General features: G+C 35.8%; 19 protein-coding genes. 9 read left to right on the top strand and 10 right to left on the bottom strand.

Features of this window, described 5'->3' with window-relative positions; translation table 11 throughout:
- Window positions 1–6 precede the first annotated feature (6 nt).
- Complete coding sequence (locus tag AC1MPL_RS09640; RefSeq protein ID WP_479765657.1) at window positions 7–492, bottom strand: Lrp/AsnC family transcriptional regulator; 486 nt, start codon at window positions 490–492, stop codon at window positions 7–9.
- A 112-nt stretch (window positions 493–604) separates the two neighbouring features.
- Here AC1MPL_RS09640 and AC1MPL_RS09635 point away from each other — a divergent pair, with 112 nt between their 5' ends.
- The 4 genes from AC1MPL_RS09635 to gyrA all read left to right on the top strand — a co-directional run bounded on the left by AC1MPL_RS09635 (window position 605) and on the right by gyrA (window position 6,254).
- Entirely contained in the window at window positions 605–1,213 is a 609-nt protein-coding gene (locus AC1MPL_RS09635; protein WP_479765655.1) for a LysE family translocator, read from the top strand.
- A 349-nt stretch (window positions 1,214–1,562) separates the two neighbouring features.
- Window positions 1,563–2,312 carry an electron transfer flavoprotein subunit beta/FixA family protein gene (locus tag AC1MPL_RS09630; RefSeq protein ID WP_479765653.1) on the top strand — a complete coding sequence of 250 codons (750 nt, stop codon included), beginning with the start codon at window positions 1,563–1,565 and terminating at the stop codon, window positions 2,310–2,312.
- Window positions 2,313–2,327: 15 nt separating this feature from the next.
- Window positions 2,328–3,260, top strand: a complete 933-nt coding sequence (locus AC1MPL_RS09625; protein ID WP_479765651.1) for an electron transfer flavoprotein subunit alpha/FixB family protein — start codon at window positions 2,328–2,330, stop codon at window positions 3,258–3,260.
- 279 nt (window positions 3,261–3,539) lie between these two features.
- Window positions 3,540–6,254, top strand: coding sequence for a DNA gyrase subunit A (gene gyrA, locus AC1MPL_RS09620; protein ID WP_479765649.1), 2,715 nt, complete (start codon window positions 3,540–3,542; stop codon window positions 6,252–6,254).
- A gap of 58 nt (window positions 6,255–6,312) precedes the next feature.
- Here the strand turns inward: gyrA and oxyR are convergent, their stop codons facing one another.
- The 4 genes from oxyR to rubA form a co-directional block, all read right to left on the bottom strand.
- Entirely contained in the window at window positions 6,313–7,218 is a 906-nt protein-coding gene (gene oxyR / locus AC1MPL_RS09615) for a LysR family transcriptional regulator OxyR (protein WP_479765647.1), read from the bottom strand.
- An 18-nt stretch (window positions 7,219–7,236) separates the two neighbouring features.
- Window positions 7,237–8,181: an alpha/beta fold hydrolase gene (locus tag AC1MPL_RS09610; protein ID WP_479765645.1), complete on the bottom strand. Its 945-nt coding sequence runs from the start codon at window positions 8,179–8,181 to the stop codon at window positions 7,237–7,239.
- Window positions 8,182–8,214: 33 nt separating this feature from the next.
- On the bottom strand, window positions 8,215–9,393 hold the full coding sequence (locus AC1MPL_RS09605) for an FAD-dependent oxidoreductase (protein WP_479765643.1): 1,179 nt from the start codon (window positions 9,391–9,393) through the stop codon (window positions 8,215–8,217).
- Between the two features lie 67 nt (window positions 9,394–9,460).
- Window positions 9,461–9,625 carry a rubredoxin RubA gene (rubA, locus tag AC1MPL_RS09600; RefSeq protein WP_023271732.1) on the bottom strand — a complete coding sequence of 55 codons (165 nt, stop codon included), beginning with the start codon at window positions 9,623–9,625 and terminating at the stop codon, window positions 9,461–9,463.
- Between the two features lie 313 nt (window positions 9,626–9,938).
- Between rubA and AC1MPL_RS09595 the strand changes: the two genes are divergently transcribed.
- Window positions 9,939–10,463 carry an adenine phosphoribosyltransferase gene (locus AC1MPL_RS09595; protein WP_479765641.1) on the top strand — a complete coding sequence of 175 codons (525 nt, stop codon included), beginning with the start codon at window positions 9,939–9,941 and terminating at the stop codon, window positions 10,461–10,463.
- Window positions 10,464–10,498: 35 nt separating this feature from the next.
- Here the strand turns inward: AC1MPL_RS09595 and AC1MPL_RS09590 are convergent, their stop codons facing one another.
- Window positions 10,499–11,002, bottom strand: coding sequence for a YqiA/YcfP family alpha/beta fold hydrolase (locus AC1MPL_RS09590; protein WP_479765639.1), 504 nt, complete (start codon window positions 11,000–11,002; stop codon window positions 10,499–10,501).
- 227 nt (window positions 11,003–11,229) lie between these two features.
- Here AC1MPL_RS09590 and lysS point away from each other — a divergent pair, with 227 nt between their 5' ends.
- The 3 genes from lysS (at window position 11,230) to AC1MPL_RS09575 (ending at window position 13,974) form a co-directional block, all read left to right on the top strand.
- Entirely contained in the window at window positions 11,230–12,759 is a 1,530-nt protein-coding gene (lysS, locus tag AC1MPL_RS09585) for a lysine--tRNA ligase (protein WP_479765637.1), read from the top strand.
- Between the two features lie 134 nt (window positions 12,760–12,893).
- Window positions 12,894–13,043 (top strand): hypothetical protein, encoded by a 150-nt coding sequence (locus tag AC1MPL_RS09580; protein WP_479765635.1) that lies wholly within the window; start codon window positions 12,894–12,896, stop codon window positions 13,041–13,043.
- Window positions 13,044–13,152: 109 nt separating this feature from the next.
- Window positions 13,153–13,974, top strand: coding sequence for a glycerophosphodiester phosphodiesterase family protein (locus AC1MPL_RS09575; RefSeq protein WP_479765633.1), 822 nt, complete (start codon window positions 13,153–13,155; stop codon window positions 13,972–13,974).
- A gap of 42 nt (window positions 13,975–14,016) precedes the next feature.
- Here AC1MPL_RS09575 and paeA read toward each other — a convergent pair whose 3' ends face one another.
- On the bottom strand, window positions 14,017–15,351 hold the full coding sequence (paeA, locus tag AC1MPL_RS09570; protein ID WP_479765631.1) for a polyamine export protein PaeA: 1,335 nt from the start codon (window positions 15,349–15,351) through the stop codon (window positions 14,017–14,019).
- A 91-nt stretch (window positions 15,352–15,442) separates the two neighbouring features.
- Entirely contained in the window at window positions 15,443–16,432 is a 990-nt protein-coding gene (locus tag AC1MPL_RS09565; RefSeq protein ID WP_479765629.1) for a LysR family transcriptional regulator, read from the bottom strand.
- Between the two features lie 290 nt (window positions 16,433–16,722).
- Between AC1MPL_RS09565 and AC1MPL_RS09560 the strand changes: the two genes are divergently transcribed.
- Entirely contained in the window at window positions 16,723–17,799 is a 1,077-nt protein-coding gene (locus AC1MPL_RS09560) for an acyltransferase family protein (protein WP_479765627.1), read from the top strand.
- 28 nt (window positions 17,800–17,827) lie between these two features.
- Here the strand turns inward: AC1MPL_RS09560 and AC1MPL_RS09555 are convergent, their stop codons facing one another.
- Entirely contained in the window at window positions 17,828–18,364 is a 537-nt protein-coding gene (locus AC1MPL_RS09555) for a chorismate mutase (protein WP_479765625.1), read from the bottom strand.
- A 111-nt stretch (window positions 18,365–18,475) separates the two neighbouring features.
- The gene (gene map / locus AC1MPL_RS09550; RefSeq protein WP_479765623.1) at window positions 18,476–19,303 is read right to left on the bottom strand and encodes a type I methionyl aminopeptidase; all 828 of its coding nucleotides are present in this window, start codon (window positions 19,301–19,303) and stop codon (window positions 18,476–18,478) included.
- Between the last annotated feature and the right edge of the window lie 73 nt (window positions 19,304–19,376).

Below are 19,376 nucleotides of genomic sequence, written 5' to 3'. Positions count from 1 at the left end.
TATATTTTATAATGGAAGTTGATAGCTCTGTTTAATAATTTGGCTAGGTAAGTCAGTTTTGACACTGGTAATGCCATTTTTTTTGGTGAGATGTCCCGACTGGAATTTTCGGTAACTTTCTAAATCAGGAACAACGACTTTTAGCATAGCATCGCACTCACCTAAAATAATATAGCATTCCATGACTTGTGGAAGCTCTTTCATTGCTTCGATAAAAAGATCGATAGTTTCTGCATCTTGCCCAATGAGCCAAATACGCGAAAAAAGAATGAGCTGTAAGCCAACCTTTTGAGGGTCTACAAGAGTGGTATAGCTTTGAATAATATTCGCTTCTTCTAAGATTTTAACCCGCCGTAAACAAGAAGATGGGGAGAGTCCAACGTGCTTGGCAAGGTCGTTATTTTGAATTCTTCCATTTGCTTGTAACTGTCGAATAATATTTTTATCGATTCTATCTAAGTTTACTAAAACATTTGATGACTTAAATTTCATTTTTTCGCAGATAATTCTAAAAATATGAATAATTATAGAATATTTGAAAGCCTATTTTATAAAGAAATTTAGATAATACGCACATTCAGGGGCAATAATCTGGGAAATGCAAATGTCTGATTTAATTTTATTTACGCTAACAATAATTCCATTGGTATTTACACCTGGCCCAGATATGATTTTTATCTTGTCACAAGTTGTAGGTAAGGATGCAAAAGCAGGGGTAATGGCAACACTTGGCGTATGCTGTGGTTATCTGATTCATTCTATTTTGGTTGCTTTAGGAATATCTGCGATTATTATTTCTTATCCTCTATTGTTTGATGCCATTCGCTATATTGGTGTTGCATACTTATTGTTTTTAGCTTTTCAGTTGTTTAAAACAGCATTTTCAAAAAATAAAGAGCTTCAATTAAATAAAAAAGTAGTTAAGAGTCCTATTAAAAAAGGTTTTTTTACAGCACTGCTTAACCCTAAAGGAATGCTTATTTACTTTGCAATTTTACCGCAGTTTATGCATCAGAATGGAAATACGGTGGTGCAAGGCTTAAGTCTATCTTTTATTTTTATTGGGCTGTGTTTTGTGGTGTATTCAAGTTTAAGTATGTTGATTGGAAAATTTGTGCGTCGTACTCAATTTGATGTAACAAAGCAAAAATGGGTTGATGTTGGCTCAGGAACAATGATTATGCTTGCTGCAACATGGTTGATTGCACATTAAAGAAATTATTATTTTTGAGTAATTTAGACTTTTTATTTTATATTTATACAGTGAATTGTTTTTATGTTTCATATCAGAAAAACTGATGTTATTGTTGAGAATCTAACCATTAAATTTTAACTAACATATTGTTTAATATATGTAAAACTTATACTTGATGATTTTAAAGTCTAAAAAATGATTTTTTTTATGTCTATAAACGTATGTTTTTTTACCCAAAATGACATATGAACAAGAATTGTGACTTGACCAGAAGATAGTGCGCAATGCAAGATAGGCAATGTAAAGACAAACTTAAAAAGCATTTTGCTTTTTCCCTCCATATCATTTAAACATAGCCGAGGATTACATGAAGGCTCTTGTTGCTGTCAAACGTGTTGTAGATGCCAATGTAAAAGTTCGCATTAAGTCGGACAACAGTGGTGTTGATTTAACTAACGTTAAAATGTCCATTAACCCGTTTTGTGAGATTGCTGTTGAAGAAGCAGTACGTCTAAAAGAAAAAGGGGTTGTTTCTGAAATTGTGGTTGTGTCTGTTGGAGCAAAAGAAGCTCAAGAACAATTACGTTCATCTATGGCATTGGGTGCAGACCGTGCAATTTTAGTTGAAACAAATGATGAAATTGGTGCTTTAGAAGTTGCAAAAGTACTAAAAGGTATTGTTGCTGAAGAAAAGCCTGAACTTGTACTACTTGGTAAACAAGCTATTGATGATGACTCAAATCAAGTGGGTCAGATGCTTTCTGCATTAATGGGATCGGGACAAGCTACATTTGCATCTCAAATTAATATTGAGGGTGGTAAAGCACAAGTTACGCGTGAAATTGATGGTGGTTTGCAAACAATCGAATTATCACTTCCTGCGGTAATTACATCTGACTTGCGTTTAAATGAGCCACGTTATGTAAAACTACCTGACATTATGAAAGCACGTAAGAAGCAGTTAGATGTGAAGTCACCTGCGGACTATGGTGTGGCAACAGGTACTAAGCTGAAAACTATTAAAGTTGAAAACCCACCTGAGCGTAAAGCTGGCGTACAAGTTTCCTCTGTAGATGAACTTGTTGAAAAGCTTAAAAACGAAGCGAAAGTGATCTAATACAAGGGATAGAACATGAGTATTTTGGTAATCGCTGATCACGACAACAAAGCACTTGGTGGTGCGACTTTAAATGTTGTTGCAGCAGCACAAAAAATTGGCAGTGATATTACAGTATTGGTTGCAGGTCATGGTGCAAATGCAGTCGCAGAGCAAGCTGCAAAAGTTGCAGGTGTAACGAAAGTTATTCTTGCAGATCAAGCTGTATATGCACATCAGCTTGCAGAGAATGTTGCAGCACTTGTTGCTAAAATTGCAAAAAGCTATTCACATGTTTTAGCTGCTTCAACAACAACGGGTAAAAATATTTTACCGCGCGTTGCTGCACTATTAGATGTAAGCATGGTGACAGATATTATCGCTGTTGAATCTGCGAATACTTTTAAACGCCCAATTTATGCAGGTAATGCGATTGCAACTGTGCAGTCTGATGAGGCAATCATTTTAGGCACTGTACGTACAACAGCTTTTGAAGCAGTTGCAAACGATACAGGAAGTGCATCTGTTGAGTCTGTTGCAGATGCAGAAAATGCCGGTGTTTCTACATTTGTATCTGAAGAGATTCTTGAGTCGGAGCGTCCTGAGCTTGCAGCGGCACGTGTGGTTGTTTCTGGTGGTCGTGGTGTTGGTTCTGCAGAAAACTATCATACAGTACTTGATCCTTTGGCAGATAAGCTAGGTGCAGCACAAGGTGCTTCTCGTGCTGCTGTAGATGCAGGTTTTGTACCGAATGATATGCAAGTAGGTCAAACAGGTAAAATTGTTGCCCCTGAGCTTTATATCGCTGTTGGTATTTCAGGTGCAATTCAGCATTTAGCTGGTATGAAAGACTCTAAAGTGATTGTTGCTATTAATAAAGATGAAGAGGCACCAATTAATGCAGTTGCCGACTACTGGTTAGTGGGTGATTTAAATGAAGTTGTTCCTGAGTTAGTATCAAAAATCTAAACAGCGGATAATTTAAAATGCCTCATTATGAGGCATTTTTTATGTATGCTTACAATAAAATATAAGCCTTAGAAAACGATCAACTTTTTTTGTAAAAAATATTACATTTTCTAGCCAAAAAAATAGATGAACTTGATGTTTCGGCACACAAATAAAATGGCAAATATGTTAAAATTGCGCGTTATGTTTTTAATTTTAGTTTGAGATTTTGAACTAAATTCTCTCTGATTTTTTGAAGATCCATGATTAGTCAAACTAATCAAAAAACAAGGAGTATGCATGAGCGTATCGGAAATAAGACCGATTGCCATTGAGGATGAACTCAAGCACTCGTATCTAGATTATGCAATGAGTGTGATTGTATCGCGTGCATTACCAGATGTGAGAGATGGCCTTAAACCCGTTCATCGTCGTGTGCTTTATGCTATGCACGAGCTGGGCAATGACTATAACAAAGCCTATAAAAAATCTGCACGTGTGGTCGGTGATGTAATTGGTAAATATCATCCACATGGCGATTCGGCTGTTTATGAAACAATTGTACGTATGGCGCAAGATTTCAGCCTACGTTATCAACTTGTAGATGGTCAAGGAAACTTTGGTTCTATTGATGGTGACAGCGCTGCTGCCATGCGTTATACCGAAGTTCGTATGACGCGTCTCGCACATGAGCTATTGGCTGACTTAGAGAAAGATACGGTAGATTGGGAAGATAACTACGACGGTTCTGAGCGTATTCCACAAGTTTTACCAACACGTATTCCTAATTTACTTATAAATGGTGCAGCAGGTATTGCCGTTGGTATGGCAACCAATATGGCACCACATAACATGACAGAAGTTATTCATGCATGTCTTGCTTATGCAGATAATCCTAATATTTCTGTTGAAGGTTTGATGGAGCATGTAACGGGGCCAGATTTTCCAACAGGTGGTATTATCTATGGTAAATCAGGTATTGTAGATGCTTACCGTACGGGTAAAGGGCGTTTACATATTCGTGGTAAATACCATTTTGAAGAAGACAACAAAGGTCGTACTACAATTGTCTTTACTGAAATTCCATATCAAGTAAATAAAGCAAAAGTGATTGAACGTATTGCTGAGCTTGTAAAAGAGAAAAAAATAGAAGGAATTTCGGAACTTCGCGATGAAACTGACAAAGACGGTATGCGCATCGCCATTGATTTAAAACGTGGTGAAAATGCAGAAGTTGTTGTTAATAATTTATTCTTAAATACTCAACTTGAGAACTCTTTCAGTATCAATATGGTTTGTCTAGATAATGGACAACCAAAGTTAATGAACTTAAAAGATATCATTGCTGCATTTATTCGTCATCGCCAAGAAGTGGTAACACGTCGTACGATGTTCGAATTGCGTAAAGCACGTGAACGTGGGCATATCTTAGAAGGTTTAACAGTTGCTTTAGCAAATATTGATGCAGTGATTGAAACGATTCGCTCATCTGGAAATCCTGCACAAGCACGTGAACGTTTGTTAGAGCGTGAGTGGGCAGCGGGAAGTGTTGTTGCATTACTTGAAAAAGCAGGTTCTATTTCCGTACGTCCAGATGAGATTGAAGGTGAAGACCCAAGTCGTCCATTTGGCTTAACTCATAATGTTTATAGATTATCTCCTGCACAAGTTGGTGCAATTTTAGAATTACGCTTGCACCGCCTAACAGGTTTGGAGCAAGATAAACTGCATGCAGAATATAGTGAAATTTTGTCACAAATTGCAGAACTGACAGCAATTTTGAATGATTTTAATCTATTGATGAACGTGATTCGTGAAGAACTTGCACAAGTGTTGCAACAGTATGGCGATGCACGCCGTACCGATATTGTCGAATCGCGAATAGATTTTTGTCGTGAAGACTTAATTCCTGAAGAGCAAATTGTTTTAACGGTTTCTCAAACAGGTTATGCAAAAACACAGCCTCTTTCAGACTATCAAGCACAGCGCCGTGGCGGTCGTGGTAAGTCTGCAACATCGATGAAAGATGACGATATTATTCAGCATCTCATTGTGACTTCAAACCATTCAACTGTGTTGTGCTTTACCAATGTAGGTAAAGTTTATCGTTTGAAAGCATTTGAAGTGCCACAAGCCTCTCGAGGAGCAAAAGGTCGCCCAATCGTGAACTTATTGCCACTTGAGCTAAATGAAACGATTACTGCAATTTTACCTGTAAAAGATTTCCCAGAAGATCATTATGTATTTATGGCGACAGCTTCAGGTACAGTAAAACGTGTAGATCTTTCTCAGTTTAGTAATGTGCGTTCAAATGGCTTGCGTGCAATTGAGCTAAATGAAGAAGATACGCTTATAGGCGTTGCAATTACCGATGGTAAACAACAAATTATGTTGTTCTCAAACGAAGGTAAAGCAATCCGTTTTGCTGAAACAGATGTACGTGCTATGGGGCGTACTGCACGCGGTGTACGTGGTATGCGTGTAACACTTGCAAATGCAGCTACAGATAGTGAAGACATCGATTCTGATGTAGATGATGCAAATGATGATGCCTCAGATGATTCTAGCGAACTTAATTTAATCAGTCGTATTGTTTCTTTGGTTGTTGTGCCAGAAAATGGTGAAGTGCTTTGTGCTTGTGCGAAAGGTTATGGTAAGAGAACGCCTGTCGATGACTTCCCAACGAAGAAACGTGGCGGTAAGGGCATTATTGCAATTAAAACCAGTGAGCGAAATGGTGAGTTAGTTGGTGCAGTATCTATTGATGAGAGCAAAGAAATGCTTCTTATCTCAGATGGTGGCACACTCGTACGTACACGTGCTTCAGAGGTTGCAACAACTGGAAGAAATGCACAGGGTGTACGTCTAATTCGCTTACAAGAAGAGGTTCTTGTAGGAGTCGTATCTATCGAAGCAGTTATCAGTGATGATGAGGATGAAGACATTATTTCTGACGAGAGTGAAGCTGTAGTCGAACAGGTTGACTCTTCTGCTGTAGAAAAAACTCAAGAGTAATCTAATATCATTATAAAAAAGGAAGCAAATTGCTTCCTTTTTTGTTTAAAGCACTTAGTTAATCATGCTCTTTTATAATCTTTTGTAGAACTCGCGCAAGTACATCAAATTCATTATGTAGAGGCGTACTTTTACGTGTAACCAAAGAGATGGTTCTATTCGGTGCATTTTCAATACGTTTTACTTGTAAATCTGGGTGGTACTGTAAGATATTTCGGTTTAAAGAAATTTCAGGCAGTAGAGTATAACCAAGATTTGAAGAAACCATTTCAATAAGTGTTGGTAATGAACTTGCTTTTAAGCGATGATCGGACTTTCGGTCGCCAATAGGGCAAACACTCAACACATGATCACGTAAGCAATGACCTTCTTCAAGTAGCATTAGGCGTGACATTTCCAAATCATCTAAAGCATTTGCTTGTGTACATGCCTTATCTTGCTTGTTGTATACTAATACAAGATCTTCTTGAAAAATTTCTGCGACTTTAAGACCACGTGTATCAAAAGGTAAAGCAAGAATAATCATGTCTAGACTACCATGCTCTAATTTTTCAACAATTTTCTCACTTTGCGCTTCATGTAGGTGTAATTGAATCTTTGGAAGCTGTTGATGTACTTCATCTAGTAACTTGGTAAGAATAAATGGAGCAATAGTTGGAATAATTCCAAGATGAAGATCACCTGTGAGGGGCTCGCTCATTTCACGGCTCAAACGCATTAGGTCTTGTGCATCTGCAAGTAAAACACGCGCACGACCAACAACTTGTTCACCAAGAGGGGTTAAACGTACATTTTGTCGATCTCGCTCAACCAAGACACCACCAAGAAGGCGCTCTAGCTCCATAATGCCACCTGACAGTGTAGACTGTGTGACAAAAGATCTGCGTGCAGCTTCGGTAAAATGTAATGTTTCAGACAGGGTGACTAAATAAGAAAGCTGTCTTAAAGAAGGTAGTGCAGCCATAATGTCCTAATATTCTTTTTAAGATTTAAAGTGGTGTACGAATAAGTTACTTAACTGTGGGATAAGCTCAGTAGGAATATCATGCCCCATTCTTGAAATTAATTCAAACTTAGCACCGTTTATTGCTTTTGCAACGGCTCTTCCATGTTTGGCTGGAAGTAGTTTGTCACATTCACCATGTAAAACGAGTGTTGGTTGTGTAATTTTTTTATCCCACTTCTGTAAGGAGCCTGTACATAGTATTGCTAAAAGTTGCTGAAGTACACCCGTAGGTGCATAAGAGCGCTGATAAGCAATTTTAGATATTCTACGGATATCTGCAACGTTTATATAGTTGGGAGAACCAATAATTTTTGCAATTTTGATGTTATGTTGAATAACATCTTCTTCGTGTGCCGATTTTGCTCGTCCAAAGAACATTTGTAACTGTTTTAGTCCTGGTGGAGGAAGAAAACGTTGATTATTGCTTGTGAAAAGTAATCCTATTTTTTTGACATATTGCGGATATTTGGCAGCTAAGATTTGGGCAATCATGCCTCCCATAGATGCACCAATCACATAACATGCAGATATGTCCAAATGTTTAAGTACCTCAACTGCATCATCGGCCATGTCTTCGAGAGAGTAGCTTGCAGGTGGGTTTTTCAAACCAAGTTTGAAGCGAATCATTATTTTAAGAAGATTAGGTTTTATGGGAGATAGTTTTGTTTTTGAGGAAAGACCAATATCTCTGTTGTCAAACCGCACAACGTAAAAACCTTGTTGAATGAGTGCCTGACAAAATTCATTTGGCCAATGGATCATCTGTCCACCTAAACCCATAATCAGTAAAATACATGGATGATTTGGATTGCCTCCCGCTTCGACATGAATTGATACGCCATTTTTCATGTTTACCACGGTCTCACTCATAAAATCTGTATAAGGCGATGGCTGAAAAAGGTCTAAGCGGGTCGTCTGCATGTATATATTACCTAAAGTTATTTTTCTATCTTCTTATGATAGTTGCTTCTCAATTTGAGGTGGAATCCAGTCAGGTACGAGTTTTGTTAAAACCATGCGCTGTTTTGCAGCAGTTACACCAAGTAGAATGAAACCCATTAAGTTATTTTCTGAATCAAATGCTTTTGCAATGAGACCATCGTCTAAATTTTCATTTGTCCATGTGAGCCCAATTGAGTTTTGTGGTGGAAGAATTGTAAGTGATGCTGTAGGTGTTTTTATCGCAATAGGCATTGCAGGGTAGTGTAAATGGGTTGGTATGCCTGATAGGGTTTTTGCAAGAGCTTTCGCTTGCTGCATAATTGGCATGACATAAGGAAGCACAAGTCCATTAATCTCTAAACAATCGCCCATAGCATAAATATGTGGTTGATTGGTTTCGAGTAAAGAATTGGTTTTAATTCCTCGATTAGATTCGATACCTGCTATTTTTGCAAGTGCTGTATTGGGTTGTAATCCAATCGCACATAAAACGGCATCATATTGAACTTGATTATTTTTATTGGTTGTTAGGTAGTCTGCTTGTATATCTTTAACTGTAGTATCACACATAAACTGAATACCAAGAGAAGATAGTCGCTCTTGAAAAACATGTGCAATATTTTCAGGTAGTAAGCCTTTTAAAAGGCAATTATTTTTTTCAATAACAGTAACGTGATGTCCTGACTGTTGTAAGTCATGTGCAAATTCACAGCCAATGAGTCCACCACCAACAATTGCAATACGCTTTTCAGTGTTTGTATCAATAAAAGATCGGAAAGCAATATAGTCTTGTAAGGAGTTTACACGATAAACAGCGGGTTGATTTCTGAAGATATCAGGCTGCATTGCTGTTGCGCCTACGGCTAGAACGAGCTTACTATAAGTTAAAGTTACTGTTTGATTATCTTTTACATAGAAAATTTCATGTTTCTCAGCATCAATTTTTTCGACAGTCGCATGTGTTTCAATATGCATGTTTAATTGCGCTGCCATTTTTTCTGCTTGAGCTAGTGCAATCTTTTCAGGCTGTTTTTTTGTGGCAAATGCATTTGAAAGTGTTGGCTTTGCATAGTTTTGTGCATCATCTGCGCTAATCATGATGAGTGACTGTTCTTGATCCTGTTTGCGTAGCTCACGTGCTAGGGTGTAGCCTGCCATGCCTGAACCAATAATTATAATTGGATGTGTCATATAAGATCCTCATCATTGTATAAAAAAGAAAGACCATGTTGAAACATGGTCTAACGGAAGCTTGAAATCAAACTTCAATCATTTCAAAGTCAACTTTAGTTACACCACAGTCAGGGCATGTCCAATCTTCGGGGATATCTTCCCACTTTGTTCCTGCTGCGATACCATCTTCTGGCCATCCTTCAGCTTCGTCATAGATAAAACCACAAACGATGCATTGATATTTTTTCATAAGTTTCTCCAAGTGCTGATGGGGAATTAGAACAAGTGCCTGTCAGCAAATTGTCGTATCTTTAGGTAATTATACTGTGTCTAAGTATAAATATTGCAGCAGATTTTCACTATGTTTATGAGAAAAGTAAAGTAGATCATTCTCTTATGGTTATGTGACTAAAACTTTAAATTAGTTTTTAGGCTATATTTGTGGTTAAAACAAACATTTAAGAGATAAAACGGAGTTTTTTGTTAAAAAGCTAGTCGAGCAGATAGTTTTTTATTGGATTGACACATAAAATTAGGGCAATTTGTTTTATTTTTTGAAGACGATGAACCTTACAGAAACCCTTTGGTCACACATTCGTACTGTACCTGACTTCCCACGCTCAGGGATTTGTTTTTATGATTTAACTCCTTTATTTTTAGATCAGATTGACGCGCTTACAGATGCTTTAATACAGAGTATGCCTGAAGAAAAGCTCGCATTGGTTGATAGCTTTATGGCTGTTGAGGCTAGAGGTTTTGTACTGGCAAGCTTTTTGGCACAGCGCTTAAATAAGGGATTAATTTTGGTTCGCAAGGCAGGAAAGCTTCCACCTCCTGTTGTTGGTGTTGAATACAGCTTAGAATATGGTACTGACAAATTAGAGCTTTCAGCGAATATTCAACCACAAAAAGTCATTTTAGTTGATGATGTATTGGCAACAGGTGGAACGCTAAGAGCAACACAGCAGTTAGCAGAAAAAAGTAAACTTGATGTGCTTGGTACATCTGTACTATTAGATTTAGAACTGTTAAATGCACCACTAGATATGGATGTTTGGTCGGTACTACAGGAAAGTTCTAAGCCATAACTTTTAAGAAGAAAGCCAATTCTTTGATTGGCTTTCTATATATGAAAATTTTCTTTTAGAAAAACAATAAGCTTATTAATGTTTTCAGGGTGTTCTAAGCGGTGATATCCACCTGAATGCGTTTCAATAAACATGAAATGCTCTAGAAAACGTTGGGTTTTATGCATATCTACAAGTTCATCGCCGAGTTCTAGGTAAGCAACTTGTGGAATGTCATGATTTAAATCAGCTTCCTCTAGTTTAGGATAATCCTCTCTAAATGTTGGGGTTAGACTAGGGTTGGCCACAATCGTAGGAAGTTGAAATAGGTAAGACATTTTGAGTGCCCAATAGCCGCCAATACCATGACCAATGAGTAAGTCTGGTTTTATTTTTTGAATTGTGTCCTCGTAAAAGTGTTGTACAGTTTCAAAGTTTAAGTTTCTATAATCAACATTAATACAAAACTTATTTTTAGATGCAATTAAATGAAATTTTGTTGACTCTTTTGATGAATCAAGTCCATGTAAAAATAATATTTTAATATCGTATGTCTTCATTTATAAGTACATCTAGTAAGAGTATTGATGACAAACTATATTTTTAATTATAGTTAACCGTGTTTTGAGTCATTTTAAGAAAAAAACTGACCTTTGAAAGCTAGCAAATAGTCTAAGGGTAGTAAAAAATGAATATTTTTTGCGTTCTTAGTCAAGAATAGATTAGAAATGAAAGTGAATTCTGCTATTCTATAAAACTTCTTTTTTATTATTTTTTAGAGGCAGAGATGACGCAAAAAAACGCTCAGTCGAGTTCTGAACAAGCTATTTCCGAAAACGATTTAATTGCACAGCGTCATGCCAAGTTAAAACAGATTCAAGAGCAAGCCAAGGAAAGTGGTGTAAGCCCTTGGCCAAATAGTTTTAAACGTGAACATTATGCAGCTGATCTACAAAAAGAATTCGAAAATAAAGATAAAGCTGAAATTGAGGCATCTGAACGTGTATATGTAAAGGTTGCTGGACGTATTATGTTGAACCGTGGTTCTTTTATGGTTTTGCAAGATATGACAGGGCGTATACAGTTATATGTTGATCGTAAAGGCTTACCAAAAGAGCAACTCAACGCAATTAAAAGCTTAGATTTAGGTGATATCGTTGCTGCAACAGGCTACATTGGTCGTTCAGGTAAGGGTGATTTATATGTTCACTTAGAAGCATTTGAGTTACTGACAAAATCATTGCGCCCATTACCAGATAAGTTTCATGGTTTAAATGATACGGAAGCGAAATACCGTAAGCGTTATTTAGATCTGATTGTAAATGAAGAAACACGTAAGACCTTTGAAATTCGTGCACAAGTTGTTGCAGGGATTCGTCAGTACTTGGTTGCTGAGCGTTTTATGGAAGTTGAAACGCCAATGATGCATATTATTCCAGGTGGTGCTTCAGCAAAACCATTCGTAACGCATCATAATGCGCTAGATATGGACTTATTTTTACGTATTGCACCTGAGTTGTACTTAAAACGTCTTGTTGTTGGTGGTTTTGAACGTGTATTTGAAATTAACCGTAACTTCAGAAATGAAGGGGTTTCTACACGTCATAATCCTGAATTTACCATGATCGAATTCTATCAAGCATATGCTGATTATAAAGATCTAATGCAATTGACTGAAAATATGCTTGAAAAATTGGCAATAGATATTTTAGGTACAACGGATTTACCGTATGGCGATGAAGTTTATAGCTTTAAAGGCCCATTTAAAAAAATCTCTATGTTTGATGCAATTTTAGAGCATAACCCAAGCTTTACTGCAGAAAATGTTGCAGATCGTGAATTCCTTGCGAACTATGTACGTGAAACTTTAAAAGAAGAAGTGAAGCCAAGTTTTGGTTTAGGTAGACTTCAAACCATCGTATTTGAAGAAACTGTTGAAACTGAGTTAAGACAGCCTACATTTATTACAGAATATCCTGCGGAAACTTCACCACTTGCACGCCGTAATGATGATAACCCACATGTAACAGACCGTTTTGAGTTCTTTATTGGTGGTCGTGAGTTGGCAAATGGTTTCAGCGAGTTGAATGATCCGATTGATCAAGCTGAACGTTTCCAAGCACAAGTTGAAGAAAAAGATGCGGGTGATGATGAGGCAATGCACTATGATGCAGATTTTATTGAAGCACTTGAGTATGGTTTACCACCAACAGCAGGGCAAGGTATTGGTATTGACCGTTTGGTAATGCTATTTGCAAATGCACCAAGTATTCGTGATGTATTGCTATTCCCACATATGCGCCGTAAAGATGTTTAACTTATAGCATATGTGTGTAAAAGCCCTCTTTCAGAGGGCTTTTTATTGGTTTACTAGATTATAGTTATAAAAACAATCGGTTTTGTACTTATTGAATTGTCATATATGCTGTTTTTATTTTTATAGGCAATTAAATGGCAAAGACAATACACTCATTAAATACGCTGCTGACAGAAATGCAGTTACCCCATGAGCTGATACAGGGTAATGAAAAACTTGATCAAGTAGTTGAGATGAAAGGTTTTATCGAAGCATTAACTTTATTACAACAGCAGTGGCATTAGAGAAAAAATTTATTTATTTGTCATGATTAAAATTTATTATGGAAGTCTAATATTCTAAGAATGAATTTTAATGTTAAAACAGATATTTGCTTTTTTAATCAGTGCAATAATGTATGCGACAGTCGCTGCAAATCCGTTGGTTATTGCACATCGTGGTGGTACGGCAGATGCTCCTGAGAATACAATCAATACAATACAACAAGCTTTAAATAATAAGGCTGATATTATATGGATCACGGTACAACTGACTAAAGATAAAGTTCCTGTATTATATAGACCTTCAAACTTATCAAGTCTTACCGATGGTCAAGGCTTGGTTTCTTGGTATGATTATAATCAGCTAGAAAAACTAAATGTTGCGTATACTTTCAATCAACAGCATCAAGTAGATTTGCATGAAAAAATACCAACATTAGAACAGGTTTTAGACCATTTCCCCAACACACGATTTTTTATAGATATTAAGTCCCCTGATGCCAATCCAACCGAAATTGGGCATGTTCTAGAGCAGGTCGTTACAAAGAATCATGCAGAAAATAAAATTCTTTTTTATTCGACAAATAGTGCGTTTTTAGACCATCTTCCAGTGAGTTTGCATAAATTTGAAACAAGAGATGAAACACGAAGCTTACTCACTCATATTTTACTCTCAGATGGTCAATGTCCGATTGATAAGCAAAATAATCATTCAAAATGGTATGGGTTTGAGTTAAGACGTAAGGTAGATGTAGTTGAGAAATTTACTTTGGGTGAGGGGCATACAGCAGCTGAATTGGTTTGGAATAAAGCGGCGGTAAAGTGTTTGCGTTCGGGAGGTGCATCGGTCGTATTATTCGGTGTAAATAATCCTAAAGATTATAAACTAGCGAAAAAACTACATGCTGATGCAGTAATGGTCGATTCTTTAGTAGATTTTAATCATAAAAAGTAGTATTTCTCGCTTTAACAATCGTGTGTTAAAGCGAGAAATATGTTAATTTTCTTTTTCTTCTATCGTTTCTTTAGGAAGTAATGGTATATCCATGATACGTGTAACTAAAAGCTGATCTATTTTGTAGTGATCTACATCAACCACTTCAAATTTAAAACCATTAAATTCTACAAAATCTGCTGGACGTGGTACTTTGCGTAATTTATACATCATAAAGCCTGCAACAGTTTCATAGTTTTCTTCATCGGGCATTTCATCAATATCTAAAGAGTGTTTCATGTCTTCAATAGGAGTACTGCCTTCGATGAGCCAAGAGCTATTATCACGTTTAATAATCTGTTGCTCTTCATCCATTGGTGTGACCCAATCACCCATTACGGTACTCATAACATCACTTAAGCTAATAACACCAACGACCCAAGCATATTCATTGATGACAACTGCAAACTTCTCTTTACTCGCACGGAATCGGTCTAAGACTTCTGAGAGTGTTAGCGTATCTGGAATTGTTAAGACTGTACGAATAGTAGATTCATTTAATTGGTTGATCTTTTGATTGTTTAGAATTCTTACCAAAATATCTTTAGCATCAACATAACCAATGACTTGGTCTATACTTTCATTACAAACTAAAAACTTAGAAAATGGATACTCGGCAAGTTTTTGACGAATACTTTCTTCAGATTCATTCAATGTAAAGAAAATAACATTTTCACGTGTTGTCATACTTGAAGGTACAGTTCGTTCTTCAAGCTCGAAAACATTTTCAATAAAGTGATGTTCTTGTTTGAGTAAAACACCTGCTTGAGCACCTGCTTCCATGACTGCTGCAATATCATCAAAGGTAATATTGTCTTCACGAATCGTATTTACTTTAAAAATACGAAATAAGAAGTTTGTAATTGAGTTGATGATCCAAGCCAGTGGCTTACATATTTTGATATAAATAAGCGTGGGTTTAATCACTGACATCGCAATTTTTTCAGGAGCGATCATTGCGAGGCGTTTTGGCATAAAGTCGGCAAATAGAATAAATGCCAATGTTACAAATAGGAATGATAAACCGAAAGCCGCGTTTTCAATCCAAGCACCTTCAAAAAAGTGATTTAAGATTCTAAGAGATAGCTCACGAAAAGCTGGTTCACCAACAATACCACCTAAAATTGCAGCTGCATTTAAGCCAATTTGTGATGCTGCAAAAAAATCAGCAGATTGCTCTTGAATATCAAGGACTTTTTTAGCACGCTCATCACCAGACTCTGCTAAAATTTTTAATTTAACTTTTCTTGCGCCTGCTAAAGCAATTTCAGCAAGGGCTAAAAAACCACCTCCTACAATGAGGAAGATGACAATAATCATACTTTGGAAAAAGCTCACAATGCACCTGTGTTTATAAGTTTGGCATCATTTAGTTTGTTTTTAACACAAAATCATGCAAGTTGGTAAGAGATACCAACTCTTAAAATAATTAATAATGTAAATTTTTTGAGTGATTGGCATACAATTCACGATTCTCTTCTTCAACCATTTGGCGAGCAACATATAAGATCAGCTGTCTTAACCAACGATGAGCAGGGTGATGGTGAAGTAAAGGACACCACGCCATTTTTAGTTCAATATCAGGAATGTAAAATGGTGGTTCTTTAAGCACTAAACCTTGATGCTTTGCCTGCTGTCTTGCAATACGTGTTGGTAACGTTGCAATTAGATCGACATTTTTTGTAAGTAGAGCAGGCATTTGATAGTGTCTTGTAAATATTGAAATTTTACGCTTTTGACCAATTCGTTCTAAAGCTTGGTCAATCCAGCCTAAGCCCGCTTGTTTATCTGGGTTTACACCAAAGCCAATTCCCATTCCTGTTTTAGATACCCAAATATGATGTGCATCTAAATAATTTTTAAGATTTAAATTATGGATATTGGCATGATTAGGGTTGAGTAAACATGAAAAACTATCACGCCATACAAGTACTTGATGAAAGCTTTGCGGTATTTCATTAAAGCGGTTAATTGCCAGATCGACTTTTCCTTGCTCCATATCTCGATATGAAACATCGCTTGGTGTTAAAAAGTCTAATACAACATTTGGCGCTTCTGACCGTAAAGCTTTAACAAGCCGTGGTACAAGTGTTGCTTCGGCATAATCAGAAGTCATAATTCTAAAAACGCGATTACTTTTATATGGTCTAAATTCTGTACGTGGCTCTAAAATCATTGATAAATCTGAAAGCACATCACGAACACGTGGTTGAAGCTCTAAAGCTCTTTCAGTAGGTGTCATGCCTTCAGATGAACGAATGAGTAAAGGATCGTTAAATAGTGTACGTAAACGACGGAGAATATTACTCATTGCAGGTTGCGTTACACCCAATTGTTCAGCGGCGCGAGTGACATTTTTCTCACGTAATAATACGTCGAGATAAATAAGTAAATTTAAATCAACTCGCTCAAGATTCATAAAATAAATACCGCTTTTAAAGCCATAAAACTAATTGATATTATGCCATAAGAGAAGTTATTTGTGTGAAAAATAGAAAATATGGGGCTATTTTTACTAGGACTATGGCTATTGGCTAAGTTAATTGGTTCTCACAGTTATATCGCTTTTAATTCTATGAGTTAAATAATATTCATTTTGCATAGAATTGACTATTTCAATAGATATTATTTACACGATATATGTATACTAAATTGATTTAAAATGTAAAGTATTTGCATTTATGTAGTAAGAGATATGTTAAATATAACATGAATAATAAGCATATATTTTCTGTGGATGTAATTAGAGGATTTTCAATTATTCTTGTTCTTTTGCACCATTTTAATATTCCATATAAATTACATTTAGCTTGGTTTAATATTTTATGCCGTAATGGAAATTATGGTGTAACAATGTTCTTTGTAGTTTCTGGATTTCTAATTACGCGTAATAGTCTTAATAGATATGGAGATATTTCAAGTATTGAATTTAAGGATTTTTATATTCGACGAGCAGCAAGAATTCTACCATGCTTATTTTTATTATTTGCATTAGTATCATTACTTGTTTGGGCGAATTTTCCGGTCTTTATAAATCATGAACCTAATGGTATACATGTTTCTTATGCAGTGACTATTTTAGCGGCTATCACATTTTGTATGAATATTTTGGTTATTCATTATGGTTGGGTTAATTACGTATTAGGTGTTTTGTGGTCTTTGTCTATTGAAGAAGTATTTTATATTTTATTTCCAGTTATATGTTTTGTTCTAAAGAAGCGTCAGTATATAAGTATTCTATTAGCTTTTACAATTTTGTATTCTATATATTATAGATCTATTTTTTATTTAAATACTAATGAAGCATATTTATATCATTATTTTTCAAGTTTTGATGCAATCGCAATAGGATGTTTATTAGGTCTATTTTTTGATGAGAACAAATATAGTTATTTTTTTTATAATATTAGATATATTATTATTTTATCAATGGTTTTTTTATATTGTTATACACCAATAAAGTTGGTGAGTACTTGGAGTATGACAGTATTTTCTATTTTAACAACACTGTTAATTTTTTCTTTACAGAATAGGCAAGGCACCAAAAAAATATTTTATCCATTTATATGGTTAGGTCATCGAAGTTATGAAATTTATTTATTTCATTTAATTATACTTGGATTGATTAAGATGAATTATATTCCAAATACAACTAATAATTTAACAAAATGGTTTATATGCATTCTCTATTTGTGTTTAAGCATGATCTTAGGTGCATTGATTGAAAAATATTATTCACGTCCAATGAATCAAAGAATTAGATCAAAATTTATAAAACTAAGTTGATACCTCAAATAAGGTATCAACTTTTATATTAAGAAAGGTGATTTTTTAATTTTATTTTCTGTAAGGCTGAAAGTAAGTATTGTTGATCAGATGAAGTTAAATGTTTAACTTTAACTTCATTTATAAAATCATTTTGATTAAAAATATAGCTGGGGTTTGTTTTTAGTGTCAAAGCGATTTCTTTTATCATTTGTACAGTAAGATTAGAAATATGTGTTCTTACATGGTCTAAACTTTCAGGGTGTAATTGAATATTTGGTTCTGAGAGCCAATCGGCAATATAACGATACTGTATTGCTTTTGCGACATTCATTTGTGCCACAATAAATGGTTTAACGCTTTCTGTATCTAACCCTTCTATATCTGCAATATTGAGTGTTTTTTCAAGAACTTTTTGTTCTTGATCTAAAACCTCTATAGGTTGATGTGTCTGATATTTATTGGCAGCTACATCTGGCATGAATGCCAAACGTTGGTTCATTAAATTAAATAAAGGTAAGGACGTTTGTGCAAAAGTATGCACTGAAAATAGAACAGAGCAGAGAAAAACAAATAATTTATACATAATAAGTACTTAAAGGTAGAATCTGAATATAGCAATATTTTTACTGTGTTAAAGCTATTCTATCTATTGAAACAAGAGGTCGAAATAATGATTTCGACCTCTTATTATTAGCTACTGACCAAATCGACTTAGGTTCTCTTCTGGGCGAGGTGTTAGAATTTCAACACCTGTATCCGTGACTAAAAGCGTATGCTCATATTGTGCAGACAATTTATGATCTTTGGTCACAACTGTCCATTTGTCACCTAATGTTTTTGTCTGCCAAACACCTGCATTTACCATTGGTTCGATGGTGAATGTCATACCTGCTTCAAGGCGCATACCGGTATTTTTCTGACCATAATGAAGAATTTGTGGTTCATCATGGAATGTTAGACCAATACCATGACCACAGTATTCACGAACGACACTGAATCTCTCAGATTCAACATATTTTTGAATAACTGCGCCAATATCGCCAACATAAGCGCCTGGTTTTACGGTTTCAATGCCGCGATAAAGGGCTTCTTGTGCCACAGTACAAAGGCGATTTGCTAAAATTGAAGTTTCACCACCAACAACATACATCATGTTTGTATCACCATGATATCCATCTTTGATTACAGTGACATCAATGTTTAGAATATCTCCATTTTTTAATTTTTTATTTTCAGATGGAATACCATGACAAACAACATGGTTAACAGAGGTGCAAATAGAATGCTGAAATGCAGCACGACCTGGTGCAGCACCATAGCCTAAACATGCTGGAATTGCATTTTGAACATTCACAATATAATCATGACAGATTTGATCTAATTCAAGCGTGCTCACCCCAGCCTTGATATGAGGTTTAATCATATCAAGCACCTCTGCCGCCAAACGTCCCGCCACACGCATTTTTTCAATTTCATCTGGTGTTTTGATTAGTCGACGCGGAGCTTCGTAAGTACTATTCATGATCTCTAAAAACTTTTGGTAATTTGTGTATGACTATGGTATAAATACGCACCCGTTTTATCAAATGCTTTTC

The organism is Acinetobacter sp. N1-1 (assembly GCF_056711485.1).
Note: the sequence above shows the minus strand (reverse complement) of the source record. Positions and strands in the feature narration are given on the sequence as shown.

Excerpts from the sequence above, each read along its gene's own strand:
- oxyR (WP_479765647.1), bottom strand. The coding sequence starts at position 7,218 with ATGGCTGCACTACCTTCTTTAAGACAGCTTTCTTATTTAGTCACCCTG.
- AC1MPL_RS09625 (WP_479765651.1), top strand. The coding sequence starts at position 2,328 with ATGAGTATTTTGGTAATCGCTGATCACGACAACAAAGCACTTGGTGGT.
- AC1MPL_RS09610 (WP_479765645.1), bottom strand. The coding sequence starts at position 8,181 with ATGCAGACGACCCGCTTAGACCTTTTTCAGCCATCGCCTTATACAGAT.
- gyrA (WP_479765649.1), top strand. The coding sequence starts at position 3,540 with ATGAGCGTATCGGAAATAAGACCGATTGCCATTGAGGATGAACTCAAG.
- lysS (WP_479765637.1), top strand. The coding sequence starts at position 11,230 with ATGACGCAAAAAAACGCTCAGTCGAGTTCTGAACAAGCTATTTCCGAA.
- AC1MPL_RS09580 (WP_479765635.1), top strand. The coding sequence starts at position 12,894 with ATGGCAAAGACAATACACTCATTAAATACGCTGCTGACAGAAATGCAG.
- AC1MPL_RS09635 (WP_479765655.1), top strand. The coding sequence starts at position 605 with ATGTCTGATTTAATTTTATTTACGCTAACAATAATTCCATTGGTATTT.
- AC1MPL_RS09630 (WP_479765653.1), top strand. The coding sequence starts at position 1,563 with ATGAAGGCTCTTGTTGCTGTCAAACGTGTTGTAGATGCCAATGTAAAA.
- AC1MPL_RS09590 (WP_479765639.1), bottom strand. The coding sequence starts at position 11,002 with ATGAAGACATACGATATTAAAATATTATTTTTACATGGACTTGATTCA.
- AC1MPL_RS09575 (WP_479765633.1), top strand. The coding sequence starts at position 13,153 with ATGTATGCGACAGTCGCTGCAAATCCGTTGGTTATTGCACATCGTGGT.
- AC1MPL_RS09560 (WP_479765627.1), top strand. The coding sequence starts at position 16,723 with ATGAATAATAAGCATATATTTTCTGTGGATGTAATTAGAGGATTTTCA.
- rubA (WP_023271732.1), bottom strand. The coding sequence starts at position 9,625 with ATGAAAAAATATCAATGCATCGTTTGTGGTTTTATCTATGACGAAGCT.
- AC1MPL_RS09605 (WP_479765643.1), bottom strand. The coding sequence starts at position 9,393 with ATGACACATCCAATTATAATTATTGGTTCAGGCATGGCAGGCTACACC.
- map (WP_479765623.1), bottom strand. The coding sequence starts at position 19,303 with ATGAATAGTACTTACGAAGCTCCGCGTCGACTAATCAAAACACCAGAT.
- AC1MPL_RS09640 (WP_479765657.1), bottom strand. The coding sequence starts at position 492 with ATGAAATTTAAGTCATCAAATGTTTTAGTAAACTTAGATAGAATCGAT.
- AC1MPL_RS09565 (WP_479765629.1), bottom strand. The coding sequence starts at position 16,432 with ATGAATCTTGAGCGAGTTGATTTAAATTTACTTATTTATCTCGACGTA.
- AC1MPL_RS09555 (WP_479765625.1), bottom strand. The coding sequence starts at position 18,364 with ATGTATAAATTATTTGTTTTTCTCTGCTCTGTTCTATTTTCAGTGCAT.
- AC1MPL_RS09595 (WP_479765641.1), top strand. The coding sequence starts at position 9,939 with ATGAACCTTACAGAAACCCTTTGGTCACACATTCGTACTGTACCTGAC.